The organism is Devosia nitrariae (assembly GCF_030160115.1).
Classification (GTDB): domain Bacteria; phylum Pseudomonadota; class Alphaproteobacteria; order Rhizobiales; family Devosiaceae; genus Devosia; species Devosia nitrariae.
In genome coordinates this window covers 88,043-110,300 of sequence record NZ_BSNS01000022.1, presented here as the reverse complement: position 1 = coordinate 110,300, position 22,258 = coordinate 88,043, and the positions used below count along the sequence as shown (strand labels likewise).

The 22,258-nt window shown below is 63.9% G+C and carries 13 protein-coding genes; 12 read left to right on the top strand and 1 reads right to left on the bottom strand.

The window, feature by feature from the left end; genetic code table 11:
* The first annotated feature begins 203 nt into the window (after positions 1-203).
* Together QQK18_RS20150 and QQK18_RS20145 are read left to right on the top strand one after the other, a co-directional pair.
* Positions 204-4,217 (top strand): glycosylhydrolase-like jelly roll fold domain-containing protein, encoded by a 4,014-nt coding sequence (locus tag QQK18_RS20150; RefSeq protein WP_284342176.1) that lies wholly within the window; start codon positions 204-206, stop codon positions 4,215-4,217.
* Positions 4,218-4,305: 88 nt separating this feature from the next.
* Positions 4,306-5,028 (top strand): FadR/GntR family transcriptional regulator, encoded by a 723-nt coding sequence (locus QQK18_RS20145; RefSeq protein ID WP_284342175.1) that lies wholly within the window; start codon positions 4,306-4,308, stop codon positions 5,026-5,028.
* A 12-nt stretch (positions 5,029-5,040) separates the two neighbouring features.
* Here QQK18_RS20145 and QQK18_RS20140 read toward each other — a convergent pair whose 3' ends face one another.
* Complete coding sequence (locus QQK18_RS20140) at positions 5,041-6,069, bottom strand: LacI family DNA-binding transcriptional regulator (protein WP_284342174.1); 1,029 nt, start codon at positions 6,067-6,069, stop codon at positions 5,041-5,043.
* 398 nt (positions 6,070-6,467) lie between these two features.
* On the opposite strand from QQK18_RS20140, the gene QQK18_RS20135 reads away from it, so the two are divergent.
* The 10 genes from QQK18_RS20135 to QQK18_RS20090 all read left to right on the top strand — a co-directional run bounded on the left by QQK18_RS20135 (position 6,468) and on the right by QQK18_RS20090 (position 22,249).
* On the top strand, positions 6,468-8,753 hold the full coding sequence (locus QQK18_RS20135) for an alpha-L-rhamnosidase (protein WP_284342524.1): 2,286 nt from the start codon (positions 6,468-6,470) through the stop codon (positions 8,751-8,753).
* 86 nt (positions 8,754-8,839) lie between these two features.
* Positions 8,840-10,285: an ABC transporter substrate-binding protein gene (locus tag QQK18_RS20130; protein WP_284342173.1), complete on the top strand. Its 1,446-nt coding sequence runs from the start codon at positions 8,840-8,842 to the stop codon at positions 10,283-10,285.
* 240 nt (positions 10,286-10,525) lie between these two features.
* Positions 10,526-11,476: a carbohydrate ABC transporter permease gene (locus QQK18_RS20125; protein ID WP_284342172.1), complete on the top strand. Its 951-nt coding sequence runs from the start codon at positions 10,526-10,528 to the stop codon at positions 11,474-11,476.
* Entirely contained in the window at positions 11,463-12,302 is an 840-nt protein-coding gene (locus QQK18_RS20120) for a carbohydrate ABC transporter permease (RefSeq protein ID WP_284342171.1), read from the top strand. The genes QQK18_RS20125 and QQK18_RS20120 overlap by 14 nt, the downstream gene beginning before the upstream one ends.
* A gap of 8 nt (positions 12,303-12,310) precedes the next feature.
* On the top strand, positions 12,311-13,456 hold the full coding sequence (locus QQK18_RS20115; protein WP_284342170.1) for an ABC transporter ATP-binding protein: 1,146 nt from the start codon (positions 12,311-12,313) through the stop codon (positions 13,454-13,456).
* Between the two features lie 132 nt (positions 13,457-13,588).
* Positions 13,589-16,645, top strand: a complete 3,057-nt coding sequence (locus QQK18_RS20110) for an alpha-mannosidase (RefSeq protein ID WP_284342169.1) — start codon at positions 13,589-13,591, stop codon at positions 16,643-16,645.
* 15 nt (positions 16,646-16,660) lie between these two features.
* Positions 16,661-17,743 carry a LacI family DNA-binding transcriptional regulator gene (locus QQK18_RS20105; RefSeq protein ID WP_284342168.1) on the top strand — a complete coding sequence of 361 codons (1,083 nt, stop codon included), beginning with the start codon at positions 16,661-16,663 and terminating at the stop codon, positions 17,741-17,743.
* A 370-nt stretch (positions 17,744-18,113) separates the two neighbouring features.
* Positions 18,114-20,021 carry an ABC transporter substrate-binding protein gene (locus QQK18_RS20100; protein ID WP_284342167.1) on the top strand — a complete coding sequence of 636 codons (1,908 nt, stop codon included), beginning with the start codon at positions 18,114-18,116 and terminating at the stop codon, positions 20,019-20,021.
* A gap of 94 nt (positions 20,022-20,115) precedes the next feature.
* Positions 20,116-21,102 carry an ABC transporter permease gene (locus QQK18_RS20095; protein ID WP_284342166.1) on the top strand — a complete coding sequence of 329 codons (987 nt, stop codon included), beginning with the start codon at positions 20,116-20,118 and terminating at the stop codon, positions 21,100-21,102.
* A 10-nt stretch (positions 21,103-21,112) separates the two neighbouring features.
* Positions 21,113-22,249: an ABC transporter permease gene (locus tag QQK18_RS20090; protein WP_284342165.1), complete on the top strand. Its 1,137-nt coding sequence runs from the start codon at positions 21,113-21,115 to the stop codon at positions 22,247-22,249.
* Positions 22,250-22,258: the final 9 nt, after the last annotated feature.

The following is a 22,258-nucleotide window of genomic DNA, read 5'->3' as shown; positions in this document are numbered from 1 at the left end:
CCTCCCGCTGCGGTTGCGGGCGACAACCTATCCGGAAAACCCTCGCCAAAACATCCCGGTTTTGACCGTTCTTTTGTTCGCTAACTTGTTTGACAAATTGTCAGGTCGGTGCAAACCTCGGGCGAGTGGAGGAGGTGTGGCGCCGGTACAGGCGGACGCATGCTCGTCTGCGACCAGACGAACCGCATCATGGGTGATCATCAATGTCGAAGAGCCAGGTCAGCGCCGCGCTCCATGAAGGTTTCGCGGTCCCGAACCCGGAATATTCGCCCGTACCGATCTGGTGGTGGAGCGGCGATGAGCTCGCACTCGACAGGATGACCTGGCAGGTCGACCAGCTCGTCTCGCAGGGCGTCCACAATGCCGTGGTGCTGAACCTCGCACCTACCGGGCCGATGTACGGCGCCTTGAGCGATAATCCGCACTTCCTCACCGAGGAATGGTGGGCGCTGTGGGAGGGGGTTTGCGATCACGCCCGGAAAGTTGGCATGTGCTTCTGGTTCTACGACCAGATCGGGTTTTCGGGCGCCAACCTGCAGGGACGGCTGGCAGTCAAAAATCCGGCTTTCGTCGGCATGGACCTCAACCGCGTGACGCTGGATGTAGCGGGCGAGGGTGAGATCGCGCTGCCGGAGGCCGGGGTGTTCGTTGCCGGCCAAGTGCTGCCGCTTTCGGCGGACGGGTGCGTGGCGGGGGAACCGGTGAACCTTGCACTCGAGGACGGCGTCATCAGCTGGCGGGGAGAGGGCAGGGCGCGACTGATCCTCGCCTATGCCATCCGCAAGGGATACGACTATCATTCGCCCGAGGCGTGCCGGGCGCTGATGGATATCGTCCACCACGCGTTCGAAAAACGCCTCGGCAAGTATTTCGGCAGCGCCATCGTCGGTTCGTTCCAGGACGAGCTGCCATCCGTGCCGACCTGGAGCGCGCGGTTCGCGGGCGAGTTCGAGAAGCGCTGCGGCTATCGGCTGACCGACAAGGTTGCCGCGCTCTGGGAAGATTGGGGCCTCGCGAGCGCCCGCATCCGCATCGACTATCAGCGGGTGCGCGCTCAGCTTGCCGAGGAGGCCCTGTTCAAGCCGGTGTTCGATTGGCATGAAAAGCATGGACTGACCATCGGCTTCGACCAGCAGAGCCCCTCGCGCGCCGCCCAGCCGATTTCGACGGTGGATCAATATGCCGACTATGCGCGTACCCACCGCTGGTACTCGGCACCGGGCAGCGACCATTGGGGCGACGCCAAGTTCCATTCCTCGCTTGCCCACAATTACGGGCGGCCTCGCACGTGGATCGAGGCGTTCCATTCGTCCGGTTGGGGCGGCACGCTCGAGGAGACCTTCGACTGGTTGCAGCCCTGGCTGCTGGCGGGCGCCAACCTCTACGATCCGCATGCGGTCTATTATTCGACGCGCGGCGGACAATGGGAATGGGCGGCGCCATCGACTTGCTGGCGGCAGCCCTATTGGCGCCACTACAAGCACTTCGCCGATGCCGTCAGCCGTCTCTGCTGGCTGGCGACGCGCGGTGAGCATCAATGCGATATCGGCCTGCTGTTCCCGAGCGCCACGGTGCAGGCCGATCTCTTTCTCGACAGCTGCGGCCAGACCGCTCGCGCGGCTCACGGGACCTATCAGGACCTCGTCGGGCAGATGACCTGGTTCAATGCACGGTCAGGGCCGCTCAAGCGGCTTCGGCGCGATTTCGACGTGCTGGACGACGATACCGTCGCGGCTGCGCGCATTGCGGAGGGTGCTCTCCATACGCGCGGCGAGCTCTACAAAGCGATCATCGTGCCGGCCATGTGGATGCTGGAAACAGCCACCGCGCAAAAGCTTTCCGCCTTTGCCGAGGCGGGCGGGCTGCTGATTTTCATCGATCATCCGCCCGAGGTTGCCGACCGTGTCGAAGGCGAGGCGGCGATCGCGACGCTGAAGGCTCTCGTTGCCAACGGCAAGGCTCAGGTCGTGGCGGGTGGCGCGGGCATCGAGGCGAGGCTTGAGGCAGCGCTGGCGACATTGCCTGCCGAGGTTGTGACGGATTCGCCGACGCTTCTGCGGCGGGACGGGGATGTCAGCATGCTGTTCATCACCGCCGCGGCTATCGGCGCGGCCAGTGCCGAGGGACGGTTGCCCTGGGCCGAGTGGGGGTACGATACCGACCATATCTCCATGCCGCGCTACAACCGCGAGCTGCGCGAGAGCGGTATCGGCTTTGACCTGGCTTCACAGCGCAAGAGCGCAACGGTGCGGATCGCCGGTCCGGTCGGCGCCATCGAGCAATGGGACCCGGGAACGGGTGAAACGAGGCCCGTGGCCGTGACGCAGCTGTCCGGCATCACGGAGGCCGAGGTCGACTTCTCGCAGTCGCCGATGACCGTGCTGGTCTGGTCGACGAAGGGCGAGGCGGAGGCCGCACCTGCGCGCGAGAGCGGCAGGGAGTTGGTTCTCAATGCCAGTTGGACGTCGCGCGTCATCCCCACCATGGACAATCGTCACGGCGACTTCATCCTGCCGGCGAGCCCGGGGCCGCTGCCCGTGCAGATCTGGCAGGCGGACTGGCGCGAGGACGCGGCCGAGTCGCCTCCGGCGGATGTGGAAGGCTGGCAGCGCGTGCCGCTGACGGATGGCGTCAGGGCCTGGTCGTTCGGACCTGCCCAGTCCGGTAAACTGCCGGCGCCCCTGCCGGCCGGGCACCAGGGCGAGCTTGGTGGCGAGGGCTGGCAAGCGGTCGACTATTCGCTTTCGCGCGGCATCGATCACGATTTCCAGCACGACAAGACATTAGGCCCCAAGGGGCGCGTGCTCGAACCAATGATCCGGCTGGCGAGCGTTGCGGCAAGCGAGACGGTGCAGGTGCGCACCTGCCTGCCGGTCGAAACGGCCGGCTCGTTGACGCTAGCGATCGGCGGCAACGGGCGCAAAGAGGTCTGGTGGAACGGCGTGCGCCTTGCCGAAGATACCGGCGGCTATCTCTACATGCAGCCGGTCGAGGCGAAGGCCGGACTCAACCTCCTGGAGTCGCGGGTGAGCGCCGTCGAAGCGGGCGACCTCGAGGCCTATTGGGCACTGACCAGCGACTCGGAAGCCTTTGCACGGCCGGAATGGCTGGAACCGGCCGATGGCTGGAAGGCCGGCACGACGCTCTCGATCCGCCGGAGCCTCACCACGCAGCAAGGCGACAGCCTTGTTGTGCATTTTGGTTCGATCGGCGTTGCGCGGTTGCTGGTCAATGGACACGAGGTCGCGATGCAGGGGGCGTTCGAGCCCTATGAGGTCTGGCGCAACGCGCGGGTCATGCGCTACGACCTCACCTCATACCTTAAGCCGGGCGACAATCTCATCGAGGCGCGGTTCACCGACGATGGCAAGGTGCTCGCTTTTTTCCTCGATGGTGTCATCACTTCGCCCGATGGCGGCGAGCGCTATCTGGTGAGCGACATGAACTGGGCAGCCGAACGCGAGGGCACACCGGTCGAGCTCACCATGCGGATCAACCAGCGCCACGATGCGCGGTTCTATTGGCTGCGGCCACGCCCGCACCCCCTGCCGCGCAGCAATTGGATCGACCCCGACGCGCCGCTCGAGGGCGTCCTCGACATCGTTCCCGAACCCAATCCGGGGCGCGAGAGGGTTGCCCAGTGGTTCCGCCTGCCGCTGCCGCCCGGTGCGCGGATCGCCAGACTTCCCATCACTGGGGCGCGGGTCACGGCGTCCTTGGGCGACGCCGAACTGGCGGTTGCGGATGGCGAGGTCATCCTTCCTGCTGAGACGCTGGCGGGCGCTCAGTTGATGGTGCGCGTGCTGCCTCAGGACGGCCGGCTCGGCGGCGCCGTGTGGGAAGCGCCGGTCGAGTTCGATGTCGCGGAGGGCCGCATCGCGCTGGGCGCCTGGGCGGACAACGGCCTCGAATTCTATTCGGGTGGCCTTGCCTATGAGCAGACGCTCACCATCGAGGATCCCTCGGCCTGGACGGTGCTCGATCTCGGCGGCTTGCGCGGGACGGCGGAGGTTGAGGTCAACGGGCAGGCGGCAGGCGTGCGCGTCTGGTCGCCATACAGGTTCGACATTGCCGGCAAGCTGCGCCCCGGCGAGAACCGCCTCACCGTCACGGTGTTCAACACGCTGGCCCCCTATCTCAAGGGCGCTTCGCCGACCCGCTCGATCTTTGGCGGACAGGACGTCTCCGGTCTCTTCGGACCGGTGCGGCTTTGCTGAATTCTGTGTGATGGAAGCGAGAGGAGATGAACCGTTCCGGCTGACTTGCTAACCTGTATGACAAGGCATGAGCCGGCGGGGCACGCGCATGACTATGACCACACTCGATAAACTGACACCAATCGATCAGAAGCCGTCCGCTTCCGAGCGCGTGGCCGAGCGCCTCATCGGCCTCATCTCCTCGGGCAACATCGCGCCCGGCGACAAGCTGCCGAGCGAGAACGAGCTCTCCAAGGCGCTGCAGGTATCGCGGCCGGTGGTGCGCGAGGCGCTGCGCGGGCTGGCGATGATGGGGATCGTCGCCAGCCGCCAGGGTGGCGGGTGCTATGTCACGGACCTGAAGCCGCAGCGGCTTATGGCGCCACTCTCCTTCGCCCTGTCCCTCAATGACTACAACATCGAGAGCCTGTTTCGTGCCCGGCAGGTCATCGATACCGGCATTGCAGCGGAGGCGGCGCGTTACGCGACGGACGAGCAGATTGCCTCGCTCTCGGAACTCGTCGATGCCGGTTATAAGCTCATCGACGATCCGGTCGGGTTTCGCGTCATGGACGCACAGTTCCACGAGCTGATCGCCGTTGCCGCCAACAACGACTTTCTCGAAAAGGTGTCGGGAAGCCTTTACAGCCTTGCCATCGAGCAACGGCGCAAGGCGTCGGCCAAGCCCGGCGTGCTCGAGGTCTCAGCCGCCGATCACGCAGCCATCTGCGCGGCGATCGCCGGGCGCGATCCCGAGGCGGCGCGTGAAGCCATGAGCGTCCATGTCGAGAACATCCGCCGCACCACGCTGGCGGTGATGGACGAAGCCTGAAGCGTTCTCGTTTTATGTCCGCGGTCGGGAGCTGCCGCGCGCGACCAGCCGCGGCGTGACGACGAAGTGTTCGGGGCTGATACGGCCCTTGATGCGTTCGATCAGCAGGCGCGCCGCCTGCAGCCCGAGAGTGTGGCCCGACTGGTCTACACTGGTCAGGTCGTTCTGGGCGAGGTCGCAATAACTGGTGTTGTCGTAGCCGACGACGGCAACGTCCTCGGGAACCGACAGGCCCAGCTCACGGGCGACGCTTAGTACTTCGAGCGCGACGAAATCGGTCCAGCAGAAGATGGCTTCGGGCCGCTCGCCGCTCTTGAGCATGCGGCGCGCCGCCGCCTGGGTTTCGCGCGAACTCTGACCGGCGCGCACGATGTCGACATGGGCCGAGAGCCCGTTCTCGGCCATGGCGGCGCGATAGCCGATCTCTCGCTGGCTGGTGACCAGGGCATTGATCGGATCGTCGATCTCGAGGCTGAGGAAGGCGATGTCGCTCCGCCCGGTGGCAACGAGATGCTCCACCACCAGTTGAGCGCCCAGCCGGTCGTTGTCGTTGACCGTGTCGAAGAGTGTCGCCTGCGGTTCATGATGGCCGATGAGGACGGTGGGGGAGCGCAGGGCCGTGACCGTCACGTCGGCGGCCACCATGCGCGGTGCCACCAGAATCAACCCATCCATCGGCCTGTCCGTCATGGCGTCGACCAATGCCAGCTCGATACTGAGCGCCGACTGGCTGATGCCCACCAGGCTCTGGTATTTCGTACGCTCGAGGGCCGAGTGGACGCCGTCCATGATATCGGAAAAGAACGGATTGCGAATGTCGGCGAGCAGCACGCCGATGGTATCGGTCTGGCCGCGCATGGCACGGGCGGCGGCGCGTGGCCGATAGCCGAGGCGGGCGATCGACGTCTCGACCCGGGCGCGCAACTCGTCGCTGACCCCGTAGGCGTTGCGCAGGACCTTGGAAACGGCGGCAACCGAGACGCCAGCATCGGCGGCCACAGTGCGGATGGTGGTGCGGTCGGTCGTGCGGCTGGAGGCCATGGCGGATCCTGTGACGACGGGTGAGGAGAGAATTCACCTGTCACCGGCATTGCCGCAAGACCCCAAAGTTCTGCGGACATGGATTTTCCGCAGGTTCTGCTCACGCTGTGACGGGTTCTGCATGAAGATGCACAAGCATGATTGCTTTTGGCGCCAAACCGTGATTGCTTGGTGCTATGTAGAACGGTCTACGCCCATGCTTCGCTGCCGACAGGGATTGTTTCCATGCAGGTCATTGAGGCCTTGCAAGTTAGCTACTTGTCAGACAAGATGGCAGCAGAGGTTGGTCAACAGCCCACGGATGCTCAAGGAGGAGCCCCATGTCCGACACCATAGTCGCGCCGGAAAGCTCGGCCGAAGCACGAGTCAGCCACAACCCGGCCGCTTGGACCGCCGAGATGGTGCGTCCGACCGTCGATGCGGGAGTGGGCGCGCAGGCTTCGTTCCTGCGCAAGGAATTCGACCTCGCCAATGTTGGCGGCAATGAGCGTTTGCTGATTAGCGCCCAGGGGCTCTATCGCGCCTTCATCAACGGAAAGCGGGTGGGCGAGGACGTGCTGACGCCCGGCTGGACCTGCTATGACGTGCGGCTGTCCTACCAGACCTACGATATCGCGGACCTTCTCAGGCCCGGCCGCAACGTCATCGATATCTGGCTGGCCGACGGCTGGTACCGGTCGCGCATGATGTGGCCGTCGAGCAATATCATCAATTGCTGGGGCGACAAGATAGGGGCGATCGCCGAGATCCGCGGTGACGGACTTGATCCGATCCTTGCCACCGACGGTTCCTGGAAAAGCGGACTGCTGCCCATCCTCAAGTCCGGCATCTATTTCGGCGAGATCTATGATGCCCGCCAGGAAGACCTGCCCGCGATCGGCGGCGGCGAGGTGCTGCCGTTCGACAAGAGCATCCTCGTTGCGCATGAGACCACCGGGGTCATGGAACTCGAGCCGCTGCCGGTGGTATCGTCCTTCACCGACGAAGAAGGGCGCACGGTCTACGATTTCGGCCAGAACAGCGCCGGCTACGTGGCGTTTACCGTCGCGGGCGAGCCGGGTGCGCAGATCGTCGTCGACCATGCCGAAATCCTCGACAAGCACGGCCAGTTCGACCGGGCGAGCCTTCGAACCGCGGAGGCGCGCATCGAATACGTGCTTAAAGGCGGCGATGTAGAGAGCTATCGACCCTATTTCACCTTCCAGGGCTTCCGCTATGCGCGGATTACGATCGAGGGCAGGGCCGAGATCAAATCGATCGCCTCGGTGCCCGTCTCCTCTGCGGCGCATCCGACAGCCGCATTCACCTCCGGCCATCCCCTGGTCAACCGGCTGGTCGAGAATACTCTGTGGTCGCAGCGCGCCAACTTCGTCGAGGTGCCAACTGACTGTCCGCAGCGCGATGAGCGGCTCGGATGGACGGGCGATGCGCAGGTGTTCGCGCCGACCGCATGCTACCTCAACGACAGCGAGACATTCTTGCGCAAATGGCTGCGCGACGTGATGGCTGACCAGCGCGAGGACGGCGCCATCGCCCATGTCACGCCCGATCCGACACGCATGCATCCGCAGGCCGCACCGGGCTTTTTCGGCTCGACCGGGTGGGGCGATGTCATCTGCGTCATCCCGCACGTGCTCTACGAGCACTATGGCGATGCTTCGGTCTTCGAGGAAACGCTGCCGGCGATGGTGAAATGGGTCGACTTCGTCTGGAGCATTTCGGACGGGCCGATCGTCAAGCCGCCGCGCGGTTGGGGCAAGCGCGGCTTCACCTTTGGCGACTGGCTGCAGCCGAGCGGACCGAGCGTCAAGCCGCTGCCGACAATCGGGGACGACGCGGCGGCAACCATTTACCTCTACATCTCGTCGGTGCTGACGGCGAGGGCCGCGGAAATCGTCGGCGACGACGCCGTCGCCCAGCGCATGGGTGAGCGCGCGGAAGCGGTCAAGAAGGCTTTCATGCGCGAGTTCGTCACCGGATCCGGACGGCTCGCCTATGACGACCAGACGTCGTATGCGCTCGCCTTCATGCACGACCTGATCCCGGCCGAGCATGTCGAGGCGGCCAAGGGCTATTTCAAGGCGGCGATCGCGCGCTGCGACGGGCGCATCGGCACGGGGTTCATCGGCACCCCGGCGCTGCTGCCGGCGCTGGTCAAGATCGGCGAAACGGAGCTCGCCGGGCAGGTGTTCCTGCAGGAGGAACTGCCCGGCTGGCTCTATCAGGTCAAGAAGGGGGCAACGACCATCTGGGAGCGGTGGGACGCCGTCATGCCGGATGGATCCACGCACCCTGAAGGCATGAACTCCTACAACCACTACGCCTATGGCGCGGTCTGTCAGTGGCTTTTCGAGGCCGTCGCCGGCTTCCGGCCAGACCCGGAGATGCCGGGTTTCAAGCGGATCATTTTCGAGCCGACCGTCATTGCCGCGCTCTCGCCGGTCGCTGCCCACCACGACAGCAGGGTCGGGCGTATCGAGGCGGGATGGGCGCTCGATGGGAACAAGGTCGCCTATGACGTCAGCGTGCCCGAGGGCGCCGAGGGCTTGCTGGTGCTGGCACCGGACTACCGTGACATCGTCGTCGACGGATCATCCGTCCTGACCGCCGCCGATGGCGGCAAGACAACGGCACGGCTTTCGCCGGGCCGACACGAGATCAGTTTCCGGGTCCAAGGGAACTAACGCCACGACCGCTGCCGGATGCGCTTGAGGAGTAGCGCACCGGTTCGGCCGGATCCGACAATCGAGCGTTTAAGGAGGAGAACGCAATGAACGCTTGCAGACTGACGGCTGTCACAGCCGGCATTGCCCTGATGGCGGCCTCGCCAGTCATGGCCCAGACCAATCTCAGCATGTACGTCAACCAGTTCTATGCGCCCGAGACCAATCCGGAGGTCACCAAGGTGACGCAGGAACTGGTCGCCGAGTACGAGGCGGAGCATCCTGACGTCAAGATCAACCTCATTCCGCACATCGCCGACGTCAACGCCTACCAAGCGTGGCTGACCACCCGCTTCACGGCCGGTGACGAGCCGGACATCACCTGGCAGCAGTTCTACCAGCGCAACACGGAAGGGACGGACAACTGGCTGGCCCTCAACGAATATCTCGAGCAGCCGAACCCCTATATCCCGGAGGGCGAGAACGGCCACGACCGCTGGGGCGACATCTTCTTCGAGAACGTCCTGGCCCAGATCCGCGGCGGTGACGGCAACTGGTACCAGGTCAACACCAACTGGGTGGAAACCGGCTTCTACGTCAACGAGCACCTGCTCGCCGCCAATGACGTCGACATCTCCGGTTGGGAAGACTGGGGTGACATGATCGAGACCTGCAAGGAGCTGCGGTCCAAGGGCATCCAGCCGATCGGGGTGTTCATGACGCCCGAATGGAGCACCTATCAATGGCTCGACGACATCATCATCACCGGCGCCTTCGCCGATGTCGCCCAGAGCTGGTACATGGACAAATACGCCAACGAGTTCCTGCCCTGGCGCCAGCTCACCCGCGAGGAGTTCGCCAAGGCGGTCAAGGACGGCAAGTTCTCGGTAGATGACCCGCGGTTCGACACCTATCTGTCGCTGACCAAGGAAATGGCCGACAATTGCCTGGTGGAAGGCTTTGCCGGCATTCCCGAATACGACACGCTGTTCAACATGTTCTACAACGAACAGGTTGCCATGGTCTGGCTCGGCGCGTGGTCGGCACCCAGCCTTGCCGACGTGCCGTTCAAGGTCGGCTCAAGCTATATGCCCCCCTTCAGCAAGGACGAAAGCCCCTACGCCATCCACGACACCTCTTACCGCGTGGGCGGGCCGTCGAGTTCGGGTCAGTTCGGCGTGACGGCCTCGACCGTCGAGCGCGGCACGGCCGAGACGGCCATCGATTTCCTCAGGTTCTTCACTGCCCCGCAGAACTATGCGCGGGTGGCGGCGGCCGACGCCGGCTACATTCCGGTGATCGAAGGGGTCGAGCCGCCGGCGGTCGCCAAGGCTTTCCAGGAGATCGCGCAGTTGCCCGAGCGGGCGCTCACCGATCCGATCGCTCGCCTCAACCAGAAGTTTGGTTCCGAGCACAACCGGCTGATGCAGAGCTTCATGCTGGGCGAGATGGATGCCGAGCAGCTCAAGGGGCAGTACCGGCGCGCGCTCGAACGGGCTGTCGAGGACATGTGCTTCGAGGCCGGAGACGAATGGGCCTGGTGCGCTGAGTAGTCACGACGTTCGGAAGGATCGCATCTGCGGTTCTTCGCCTCCCTCCCCCTTGTGGGGAGGGAAGCGAGATAGGACTTAGCGCCAGCTAAGTCCGTGATCGAGCAGGGTGGGGGACGTCGCGGCAAAACGCGATGCTACGGTTCCTGCCGAGGCATACCCCCACCCGACCCGCTACGCGGGCCACCCTCCCCACAAGGGGGAGGGAGGTGCAGGCGGACCACGACGCAGGAGGGTCAGCAGATGAGTTCAGTGAGCGGCAGCGTCGAGGCCAGCCGGACGAGGACAGGCGAACGCCGGTCGGCGAGTTCCTACGTCAACAAATATCTGCCGTGGATCTTGCTGGCTCCAGTGCTCGTCCACCTCATTATCTTTCGCTACGTCCCGACCTTCGCGGCCTTCTTCTATTCCTTGACCGACTGGGACGGCATCCGCATCCGCCGGTTCCTGGGCCTGCGCAATTTCGAGGACCTGTTCAACGACTACGTTTTCCTCGAAGGCTTGAAGAACATGGTCATCTACACGTCGCTGCGCGTCGTGCTGCTGATCACCTTCGCTTTCCTTGCCGCCGAATTCGTCATCAGTTTCAAGAGCGCGACGGTGCGTACGTTCTGGAAGATCGTCTTCGTGCTTCCCATGGTCGTGCCGCTTTCGGTCATCTATCTGCTGTGGGGATTCATTCTCGCGCCGCAGAACGGCATGCTGAATTCCCTGCTGGAGGCGATCGGACTTGCCGACATGGCCCGGCCGTGGCTCGGCAGCTCCGCCACGGCACTTTTCTCCATCGCCTTCGTGCAGTTCCCCTTCATTTCAGGCCTCTCCTTCATCGTCTTCGTCTCCGCGCTCGAGGGTATCCCAAAGGATGTCCTGGATGCCTGCGAGATTGAGGGTTGCGGGCGGCTACGCCGGGTGTTCGAGGTCGACATTCCGATGCTGCGCGGGTCGCTGATCTTCATTGCGGTGCTGCTGGTGCTCTCGGGCATTCAGGCGGTCGAGCCGCAACTGGTGCTGACCAAGGGCGGACCGGGTACGGCGACGGAATCACCCGGCTGGTATGTCTACCGGGCCGCATTCCAATATGGCGAGTTCGGGCTCGCAGCGGCGGCCGGCGTCGTCATGGTCATCGTCGGCCTGGTCTTTTCCTACTACACCGTGCGCGCCCGCTACAAAGGAGCCTACGATGTCGGTCAGTGACGCTGTGGGCGTGCGGCGCCCGCGCTTTCCCTGGAGCCTGGTGGTGCCGACGGCGGGGCTCGTTTTCTTTGCCATCGTCACCTGGTACCCGTTCATCTTCATGCTGGCGACGTCGCTCAAGACCCGCCAGCAGTTCTTCGAAAGCTATTGGTGGTTCACCTTTCCCTTCGACTGGATGAACTATGTCGAGGTGTGGCCGCGCGTGTCGCGGGCCGTCCTCAACTCCCTCCTCTATTCCTCGCTCACGCTGGCGCTGACGCTCTTCATGTCGCTACTCGGCGGCTACGCGTTCGGGCGCTTCAACTTCCGCGGCAAGGACCTGATATTCCTTGCCATCCTCATGCTGCTGATGGTGCCGGGGATCCTCACCATCGTGCCGCTCTTCGTGCAGATACGGCAGTTCGGCTTCATGAACACCTGGGCGGCGCTGGTCTTTCCGTGGACCGGGTTCGAGATGGTCTTCGGCATCTATCTGATGCGCCTCTTCTTCGAGCGGTTGCCGCGCGAGCTTTTCCATGCGGCGCGCGTCGAAGGGGCGAGCGAGTGGAAGGTGCTGGTGTTCGTCGCCATCCCACTGGCGCTGCCGGGCCTGGGGTCGGTGGCGATCATCGACCTGCTGTTTACCTGGAACGACCTGATCTGGCCGATCGTGACCATGTCGGACCAGAGCAATCTGCCGGTCGGACCGACGGCCCTGTTGTTCCGCGGCAACGAGAATGTCGACTATGGGGCGATCTTTGCCGCTTATGTCACCATCTCGGCACCGCTCATCATCGTGTTCAGCCTGTTCACGCGCCAGTTCCTGCGCGGGATCGAAGGCATATAGGAGGGACTATGGCGGAAGTCGTTCTCACCGGCGTGCGCAAGAGCTTCGGGCCCATCGAGGTTCTCAAGGGCATCGACCTGACCATCGATGACGGCGACTTCGCAGTCATCCTTGGCCCTTCGGGTTGCGGCAAGACCACGCTTCTGCGCTCCATCGCCGGTCTCGAGGGCATCACCTCGGGCTCCATCTGCATCGGCGAGCGCGTCGTCGACGACGTACCGGCTGCCGAGCGCGAGATCGGCATGGTGTTCCAGACCTACGCGCTCTTCCCGCACCTCAACGTCTACAAGAACATCGCCTTCGGCATGCGCATGCGCGGCGAGCCCAAGGCGCGCATCGCCGAGAAGGTCGACGAGGCGGCGGCCAAGCTCCGCCTGACTGACTATCTCGCCCGTCTGCCGCGCGAGCTATCCGGCGGACAGCGTCAGCGCGTCGCCATCGGGCGGGCGCTGGTGCGCGAGCCGCAGGTTTTCCTCTTCGACGAACCCCTGTCGAACCTCGATGCGGAACTGCGCGTCGACATGCGGCTGGAACTGGCGAACCTCCATCAGAGCCTTGCGGCCACGATGATCTACGTCACCCACGACCAGGTCGAGGCGATGACGCTCGGCAGCAAGATCGTCATCCTCGACCGCGGCGTGCTGCAGCAGGTCGGCTCGCCGCTCGAAGTCTACTACCACCCGGGCAACAAGTTCGTTGCCGGCTTTGTTGGATCGCCGCGCATGCGGTTCATCCCTGCCACGGTCGTTGCCAGCGACAGAAGGCAGATCAAGGTCCATGCCGACGGCATCAGCCCGGAGACGATCGTGGTCGATGCCGACGGATCGCGGCTTGCGGCCGGCGATGCCGTCGAAATAGGGCTGCGGGCCGAGGATCTGCGCGCCGACGCGCCGGCTCCCGGCCACCTGCTGCTCACCGGCACGGCGCGGCAGGTCGAGAATATGGGGCATTCCTCCTTCTGGTACGGCACGCTGAAGGGGACTGAGAGCGAGCTCATCGCGCGCCTCGACAAGCACCTGTTCATCCGGCCTGGTGTCGAGACGCAGTTCTCGGTCGATCCAGCCAATGTCTACCTCTTCGATGATGAGGGGCGGTCGCTCGAGCGTCACGGTTTCAGGAACGAGAACCTCGAGGCGCAGGCCCGCCGCGCCTGAGCCGGCCGCTTGCGGGTGGCATCACGAAATAGTTTTCACGAGGAGAACGCCGCGCAGGCTGCCGCAACCTCTTTCCTTTGGGCTCTTCCCGATGTAGCCATGCAATAAATTTCATTCGGGAGGCCGAGAGGCATGGGCGACATCGCGAAGCGGCTGGAGGCGATCGACACCCTGCTGGCTGCGCTGAAGAAGCGCATCTTCACGCCCACCGGCGTCTTCGTTCCCCTGCGATACCGGCCTGCCCGATATGACGAGCGGGCTGCCGTGCCCGGCGAGGATCGCACCCAATGGGAGCCGGTCGACTCGAACCTCATCTGGGGAGAGCCGGACGGATACTACTGGTTCGGCGGCGAGATCGCCATCCCGGAGACGCTCGACGGCATGAATGTCCACATGCGGATCGATGCGCAGTTCGGCAATGTCATGGGGCGCTCGGACCCGCAATGCCTGATGCGGGTCAACGGCCGCATCGCCCAGGGGGTCGATGCCAACCATCGCACGGTGCTGCTTGCCGGACAGGCGAGGAGTGGGGAGCGGTACGACATCCTCATTGAGGCCGGCACCATTGAGGACCGTCGGCAGCTCGGGTTTGCCTGCGAGCTGGTCACCCACGACCGGCTGGCCGAGAAAATCTACTATGACCTCAAGGTGCCGTGCGATGTAGCGCGACTGTTGCCGGCCGATGACAACCGGCGTCATGCTATCCTGCGGCACGTCGAGGCTGCGCTCGCCGTGCTTGACCTCCGCCCCGGCAACGCTGACCGCTTCCGGAAGGGCCTCGTTGCTGCCGAGCGGCACGCCGACGCGATCTATGGACTTGCCGATACCGAGGCCATGCCGAAGATCGTCGCCACGGGCCATACCCATATCGACGTCGCCTGGCTCTGGCGGGTGCGCGAGACGCGCCAGAAGATGGCGCGGTCGATGGCAACGGCGCTGTCGCTGATGGACGCCTATCCCGACTACCGGTTCATGTACAACCAGTGCGTGTTGCTGGAGTACCTGGCCGAGGACTATCCCGAGCTCTTTGCGCGCATCCGGCAGAAGGTCGGGGACGGGCAGTTCGAGATCGAAGGGGCGCTGTGGCTCGAGCCCGACGTCAACGTATCGAGCGGCGAGTCGCTGGTGCGCCATATCCTTTATGGGATGCGCTACCACGAGGCGACGTTCGGCGTGCGTCCGCGTATCCTCTGGCTGCCCGACACATTCGGCTATTCGGCGGCCCTGCCACAACTCATGGAGAGGTCGGGGCTCGACACGTTCATCACCCACAAGCTTAGCTGGAACGACACTAATCGCATGCCCTACGAAACCTTCCACTGGCAAGGGATCGACGGCACGAAAGTGCCAGCCTATTTCCTCACCACCCAGCCCTATACGGCAACGAGCATCGGCACGACATACTGCCCAGACCTCAAGCCGACCCACGTCATGGGCGCCTGGAAGCGCTACGGACAGCAGCCGATCAACGACGAGCTGTTCCTCGTTTACGGCCATGGCGACGGCGGAGGCGGGCCGACGCGCGAGATGCTGGAGAATGTCCGGCGCATGGAGCGCGGCATTCCCGGTTGCCCCAAGGTCAGCCACGAGCCGATGCGGCCGTTCTTCGATCGGCTGCTGGCGCGGATGGCGGCCGAGCCGAACCACTTCCCGACCTGGGTCGGGGAACTCTACCTCGAATACCATCGCGGCACGCTGACGTCGGTTGCCAAGAACAAGGCCAACAACCGCCGCGCCGAGACGGTTCTCCGCGAGATCGAGACTCTGGCGACCATTGCGGCCGTCAGGGCCGTGGTCGCGTACCCCCGTCAGGAGCTCGACGCGCTCTGGAAGATCGTGCTGCTCAACCAGTTCCACGACATCCTGCCCGGCTCGTCGATCGGCGCGGTCTACGACGACAGCGACCGCGACTATCAGCGCTTCTTCGAGCAGGCCGAGGCCCTCCGCGCGCAACTTGGCCAGGCCTTGGCGCCGGCCGGGCAGGCGGTTGTGTTCAACGTTGCCGGCCGAGATCGCTCGGGGCTCGTCGAGACCCGCGACGGTACCGGACAGCCGATCGAGCATGCCGACGGGCGCATGGCGTGCGTCGCGCGCGTCGTCTCAGTTCCGGCTCTCGCCGCGATGCCGTTGGCCGAGGCGCCGGCGAAGGGCGAGCTTTCGGTCTCGACCGGCCATCTCGGCAATGCCCATATCGAGATCCGCTTCGACGATGCCGGTCGCGTGACCTCGATCCTCGACCGCAAGACGGGTCGGCAGGTGCTCGAGGACGGCGCCGTGGGCAATCGCCTGCAGGCCTATCGCGACAGGCCAGCTCAGTTCGATGCCTGGGACATCGACCGCTCGTTCGAGGACCAGGTCTGGGAGATCGACGACCTCAAATCCGTCCGCGTCACCGAAACGGGACCCTATCGCGCCGCATTGCGCCTAGAATGGGCCTATGAGCGTTCGCGTATCGTGCAGGTGATCTCGCTCGAGGCCGACGCCCGGCAGGTCGAGGTTGAAACTTTCGTCGATTGGAACGAGCACAACACGCTGCTCAAGGCCGCCTTTCCGCTGGCGATCAACGCCGCCAAGGTGCGTGCCGAGATCCAGTTCGGTCATGTCGAGCGAGCAACGCACGCCAATACGAGCTGGGACGAAGCGCGTTACGAATGTTCCATGCAGCGCTGGGTGGAAATGAGCGAGTCCGATTTCGGCGTCGCCTTCCTCAACGACTGCAAGTACGGGTACGACGTCAGGGACACCACAATCCGCCTGACGCTGCTGCGCTCGCCGACCTATCCGTGGCCGCAGGCCGATCAGGGCGAGCACCGCATGCGTTACGCCGTCATGGTCCATGACGGCGATATCGGCGCCGTCGCGGCGGCGGCGGAGGACTTCAACATGCCCCTGTTGGTGCTTGAAGGTGGGGTAGGGCCTTCCGAGGGAACAGGCGAGCCGTTCCTCTCCGTTACCGGCGAGAGTGTCGTACTCGAGGCTCTCAAGCTTGCCGAGGACAACGAAGACGTCATCGTGCGGCTCTGCGAGACACGCGGCGTGCGTGCTGCGTGCCGTGTCGGGCTGCCGGCGGGTTTTGCAAATGCCGTCGAAGTCGACCTGCTTGAGCGCGAGCCGAGGTCGGTGGATGCGGGTCAATTACTTGCGTTCAAGCCGTTCGAGATCAAGACCCTGAGACTGATGCGAGGGTGAAACCAGGAGCCGCAGATGGGCAAGACCGCGACTGACGACGGGCGAAGCAGGAAGGTCGGCGTAAAGGACATCTCGCGAGAAGCGGGGGTGTCGATCTCGACCGTCTCGCATGTCCTCAATGGCACGGCTTCTATCTCGCCGGCCGTCAGGACGCGGGTGCTCGAGGCGGCGCGGCGATTGGGCTATCTGGCGCACCGGCAAGCCAAAGCCTCGATCACTGCCCTCGACACGATCCTTCTGGCGGTACCGCCGGACACCCTGCCGCAGAACAATCTCAACTTCGTCTCCTGGACTGTGCTGAGCGCGCTCGGCAAGGAGAGTGAACGGAGGGGCATCAGGCTGGTACCTTTCCCGCTCGAAGGCCTTGCGAACTCCGCCAAGGCCATCGTCGAGGCGGCACGGAGCGAGAAGGCTGGCGGCATTATCCTGCTCAACGTCGACAGGCGCGAGCTTGTCGAGGGCATTGCCGGCGCGGGGGTCGCCGCGGTGCTGATCAATGGCGAGGACAGCTCGATGCAGCTCGACAGCGTGACGCCCGGCAACCGGTTCGGCGCGCGGCTGGCGACCGACTGGCTGATCCGGCAAGGCCACCGCAAGATCCTGCACATCACCTGGCGCGGCCGGGCCACTATTCGGCGCCGTGGCGATGGTTTCGTCGACGCCTTCGTCGACAACGGCCTGCCGCGCGAGGATGCGCAGTTCCTCTTTGCCGAGGGGTACGAACCGCATCTCGGCGAGAAGGCGATCGGCGAATGGCTTGTTGCCAACAAGGGGCTGGGGGAGATCACGGCCATTTTCTGCGCCGCCGACAATCTCGCCCTCGGCGTGATGCGGGGCCTGCAGACAGCCGGATATAAGATCCCCAGCGATATCTCGGTCATGGGATTCGATGGCGTGGCGCCCGGTGAATTCACCACGCCGAGCCTGACCACCGTGAACGTGCCGCTCGATCAGATGGGGCCGGCAGCGCTCCATCTCATCGAGCAGCGGGTGACGAGCAACCGGCTAGACCGCGCGTCGCATCGCCTGGAGCTCGGATGCAGGCTGATCGTGCGCGCGAGCGTGGCGCCAGGCCCGGCGGGCACATCGCCCCGCTGATTCAGCAAAAATTTGTACCCGATTGCAGCCATCAGGAGCCGCAGCAGTCCGGGACCGCAAACTGCTGACTTTGTTCCATTTCTCTCTCGTTCAGCACATCCGTTCCATTTCATAGATGTAACCAAACGGTGAAAAAGAGTGGTCGTGAAAGAATTTTCCCGTTGATTTGGTGCGATTTTAGCGCAATGGTTCGGTCCACAGGCTCGCGTTCAGGCGGAAAAGCGGGGGTAAACCGCGCAGTCCGATCCAATGTCGAGCAGGAATGTGGGAGGTTCGATGAAAATATTTTCATCAAAGTTTCCCGCAAATGCTGGGTGAATTGCCGGTTGAAGCCCGGCTCGCACCATATCGCTGATCCAGGGAGGTTCCATTGAAGTTCACCACCGGTCTATCGACTGCACTCGCTGCAGGCTTGGTCTTGACGACCTGCCTCGTTCCCGCGGCTCTCGCATTCCAGGAATCGCCGATGCTCACCGAGCAGGTCGAGGCCGGCACGCTTCCACCGGTTGACGAGCGCTTGCCTGCCAACCCGACCGTCATCGAGGCCGTCGAGGTCGGGCAGTATGGCGGCACCTGGCAGCGCGCCTATAAGGGCCCTGGCGACCGCTGGGGGCCGACCAAGCTGATGGAAGAGCGCGTGCTCAAATGGGCGCCCGGGGAAGACGGCGGCCTGGAGCTGGTGCCGGGCTACATCGAAACCTACTCGGTCAACGAGACTTCGACGGAATTCACCTTCACCCTGCTCGAAGGCCTGAAGTGGTCGGACGGACACCCGGTCACTACTGAGGATGTGCGCTTTTGGTACGAGGACATTTTCCTCAATCCGGCGATCAATCCGACAATCGATCCGACCTTCTCGCCGGGCGGCAAGCCGTTGACGGTCGAAATCGTCGACGAGAAGACGTTCATCGTCAAATTCGAGGAGCCCTACGTCTATTTCCTGACGATCCTCGCCAAGGATTCCACCGGTGAGCCGAGCCTCGATCGGCCGAGCTTTCTCTTCCCCAAGCACTACCTCTCCCAGTTCAACGACAAATATGCCTCGGAGGACGAGCTGACGGCCGCCGCCGCCAAATACAGTGTCGAGAAGTGGACCGACCTCTGGGGGTCCAAAGGCATCATCACCGCCTGGTGGTCGAACCCCGACCTGCCGGTCATCACCGCCTGGAAGATCGAGACGCCGGCGCCCGCCGACATCGTCACCATGGTGCGCAACCCCTATTATTACGCCGTCGACCAGGAGGGTAACCAGCTCCCCTATATCGATCGCATCGAGCACAAGCTGTTCGAGCAGCAGGAAACCTTCAACCTGATGGTCGTCCAGGGGCAGATCGACATGCAGGGGCGCTATGTGAGCCTGCAGGACTATTCGTTCTACAAGGAGAACGAGGAGCGCGGCAACTATCACACCGTCGACTGGATCAGCGCCGACACCATGTCGCTGGTGCCGAACCTGACGACCAAGGACGAGGTCCTGGCCGAGCTTTTCGCCAATATCGATTTCCGCCAGGCGCTGAGCGTCGCCATCGACCGAGAGTTGGTCAACGAAGTGGCCTTTTCGGGTCTTTCGGAACCGCGCCAGGCATCCCCGATCACTGGATCGCCCTATTTCAACGCCGAGCTCGAGCAGCACTGGACGGAATACGATCCGGACCTTGCCGAAGAGCTGCTCGACAGCGCCGGTCTTTCGGAGCGCGATGCCGACGGCTATCGCCTGCGGCCGGACGGACAGCGCCTGACACTGGTGGTCGAGGCCAACGACGCCGCCTGGGGCAATACCCTCGAATTGCTGGCCGACAATTTCGCCGATGTCGGCATCGAGCTCCTGCCGCGCATCATCGACCGTACCCAGTGGGACTCGAACCGCGACAACAACGACTTCCAGATGCAGTGGACCCCGTTCGACCGCCTCTCGGTAGTGCCGGCCGATCCGCGCAACATGATGGGCAGCGACAGCTACGGCCACCAGTACTTCGTCTGGTACTCGACCGACGGCGAGTCGGGCGTCGAGCCGCCGGCCGATCATCCGATCCGCGACATGTGGGCGGCCTGGGACGTCGCCTCGACCGCCGGCAGCATCGAAGAGGCCGATGCGGCGGTCAATGAGATGATCGAGACGTTCGTGACCAATGGCTTTGTGATCGGCGTGGTCGGCGAGTCGACCGTTCCGAACATCGTCGGCAACAACTTCCACAACATGCGGGCCGGATTGGTCTCCGATGACGTTGCGCGCGGCATCGGCCTCGGCCAGACCCAGCAGATGTGGATGGACCAGTAGCACACGCCATCGGAGCGGGGCGGACCATAGTCCGTCCCGCCTTCCCTCTTGCCATTCCCCGGGGCAGGCGGCCTGCATGAGGTAGGGAGACATCATGATCGGCTTCATCCTCCGGAGGGCCTTTTGGGCCATCCCCACGCTGATCTTCGTATCGCTGATTTCCTTCATCATCATCCAGCTGCCGCCGGGCGATTACGTCACCGCCTATGCTGCGCAACTGCGTCACGGCGGCGAGTACATCACCGCCGTCCAGGAAGAGGCCATGCGTCAGCAGATGGGGCTTAATGACCCCGTCCTCGTCCAGTACTGGCGCTGGATTTCCGACATCGTCCTTCACGGCGACTTCGGTCACTCGCTCGAGTGGAACGCTCCCGTCAGTACCCTGATCTGGGACAGACTGGGGCTGACGCTGGCCATCTCGTCGCTCTCGATGCTGTTCACCTGGGCAATCGCTATCCCGGTTGGCGTCTATTCGGCCACGCGACAGTATTCGGTGTTCGACTACATCTTCACCGTTTTCGGGTTCCTCGGCAAAGGCATCCCGGATTTCCTGCTCGCCCTCGTCCTGATGTGGATCAGCTTCGTCTATCTCAATCTCAACGTCGGGGGCCTGTTCTCACCCGAGTTTCAGACGGCGCCCTGGAGCGCCGCCAAAGTCGTCGACCTGCTCGTTCACCTGTGGATCCCCATCCTGGTGCTGGCCACCGGCGGCGCGGCCGGCCTCATCCGCGTCATGCGCGCCAACATGCTCGATGAACTGGGCAAGCCCTATGTTGAGACGGCTTATGCCCAGGGGCTCTCCGAGGGTCAGGTGGTCTGGAACTATCCGGTACGCGTGGCGCTGAACCCGTTCATTTCGACCGTCGGCTGGGCGCTGCCGGCGCTGTTTTCCGGCGACATCATCACCGCCGTGGTGCTCAACCTTCCGACCACCGGTCCGCTGCTGCTGAAGGCGCTGCAGATGCAGGACATGTATCTGGCGGGCAGCTTCATACTTATCCTCAGCGTCTTTACCATCGTCGGCACGCTGGTGTCCGACGTTCTCCTCGCGTGGTCGGACCCACGCATCCGTTACGCGTAAGGACCGTGCCATGACCGATCAGGCCCTCGATCCCGTCGCCACGCCGGCCCCGGCCGCCGCCAAGGAGAACCTCTACACCGCCAGGCCGTGGACGCTGGTCTGGTGGCGTTTCCGCAAGCATGTGCTTGCCATGATCTCGCTGTGGTTCCTGGTGATCCTGGCCTTCATGGCGATCTTTGCCGACGTCGTTGCGCCCTACAATCCCTTCGGCATCGAGCGGCTATTGACCTTCTCGCAGCCGACTGCGGTGCGCATCGTCCACAATGGACAACTCACCTGGCCCTTCGTTTACGCCTTGAAGCGCGAACGCGATCCGGTGACCGCCCGCGTCCTCTACGAGGACGACTTCGAGAAGCCGCTGCCGATCCAGTTCTTCGTCTCGGGCGACGAATACAACCTGCTTGGCCTCTTCGAGACCGACATCCACCTCTTCGGCGTCGACGACCGGCGCGCCAAGATCAATCTGCTCGGCACCGATGGTCTTGGCCGTGACGTGTTCTCGCGCCTTATCCACGGCGCGCGCGTCACTCTCTCGGCAGGGCTTGTCGGGGTGGCTTTCGCTTTTGTCCTCGGCCTCACCCTCGGCTCGATCTCGGGTTATTTCGGCGGCTGGGTCGACGCCAGCATCCAGCGCCTGATGGAGTTCATCCGGTCGGTGCCGACGATCCCGCTGTGGATGGGGCTCGCCGCGGCGCTGCCCATCGCCTGGGATCCGGTCTTCGTCTACGTCCTCATTACCCTCATCCTGGCGCTCATCGGCTGGACGCATCTGGCGCGGGTGGTGCGTGGGCAGTTCTTCGCCATCCGCGACGAGGACTACGTGATGGCCGCGCGCCTTGCCGGCGCCTCCGAATACCGCATCATCACCAAGCACATGCTGCCGGCGATGACCTCCTACATCATCGCGGCGCTGACGCTGGCGGTGCCGGAAATGATCCTCGGCGAGACGGCGCTCTCCTTCCTCGGGCTCGGGCTGAGGCCGCCGGTTGTCTCCTGGGGCGTGCTGCTGCAGGACGCGCAGAACCTGCGGTCCATCTCGCTCGCCCCATGGCTGCTCTCACCGGGCGTCGCGGTGGTGCTGACGGTGTTGGCCTTCAACTTCCTCGGCGACGGCCTGCGCGATGCCGCCGATCCTTACGGCCAGTAAGAGAGATCC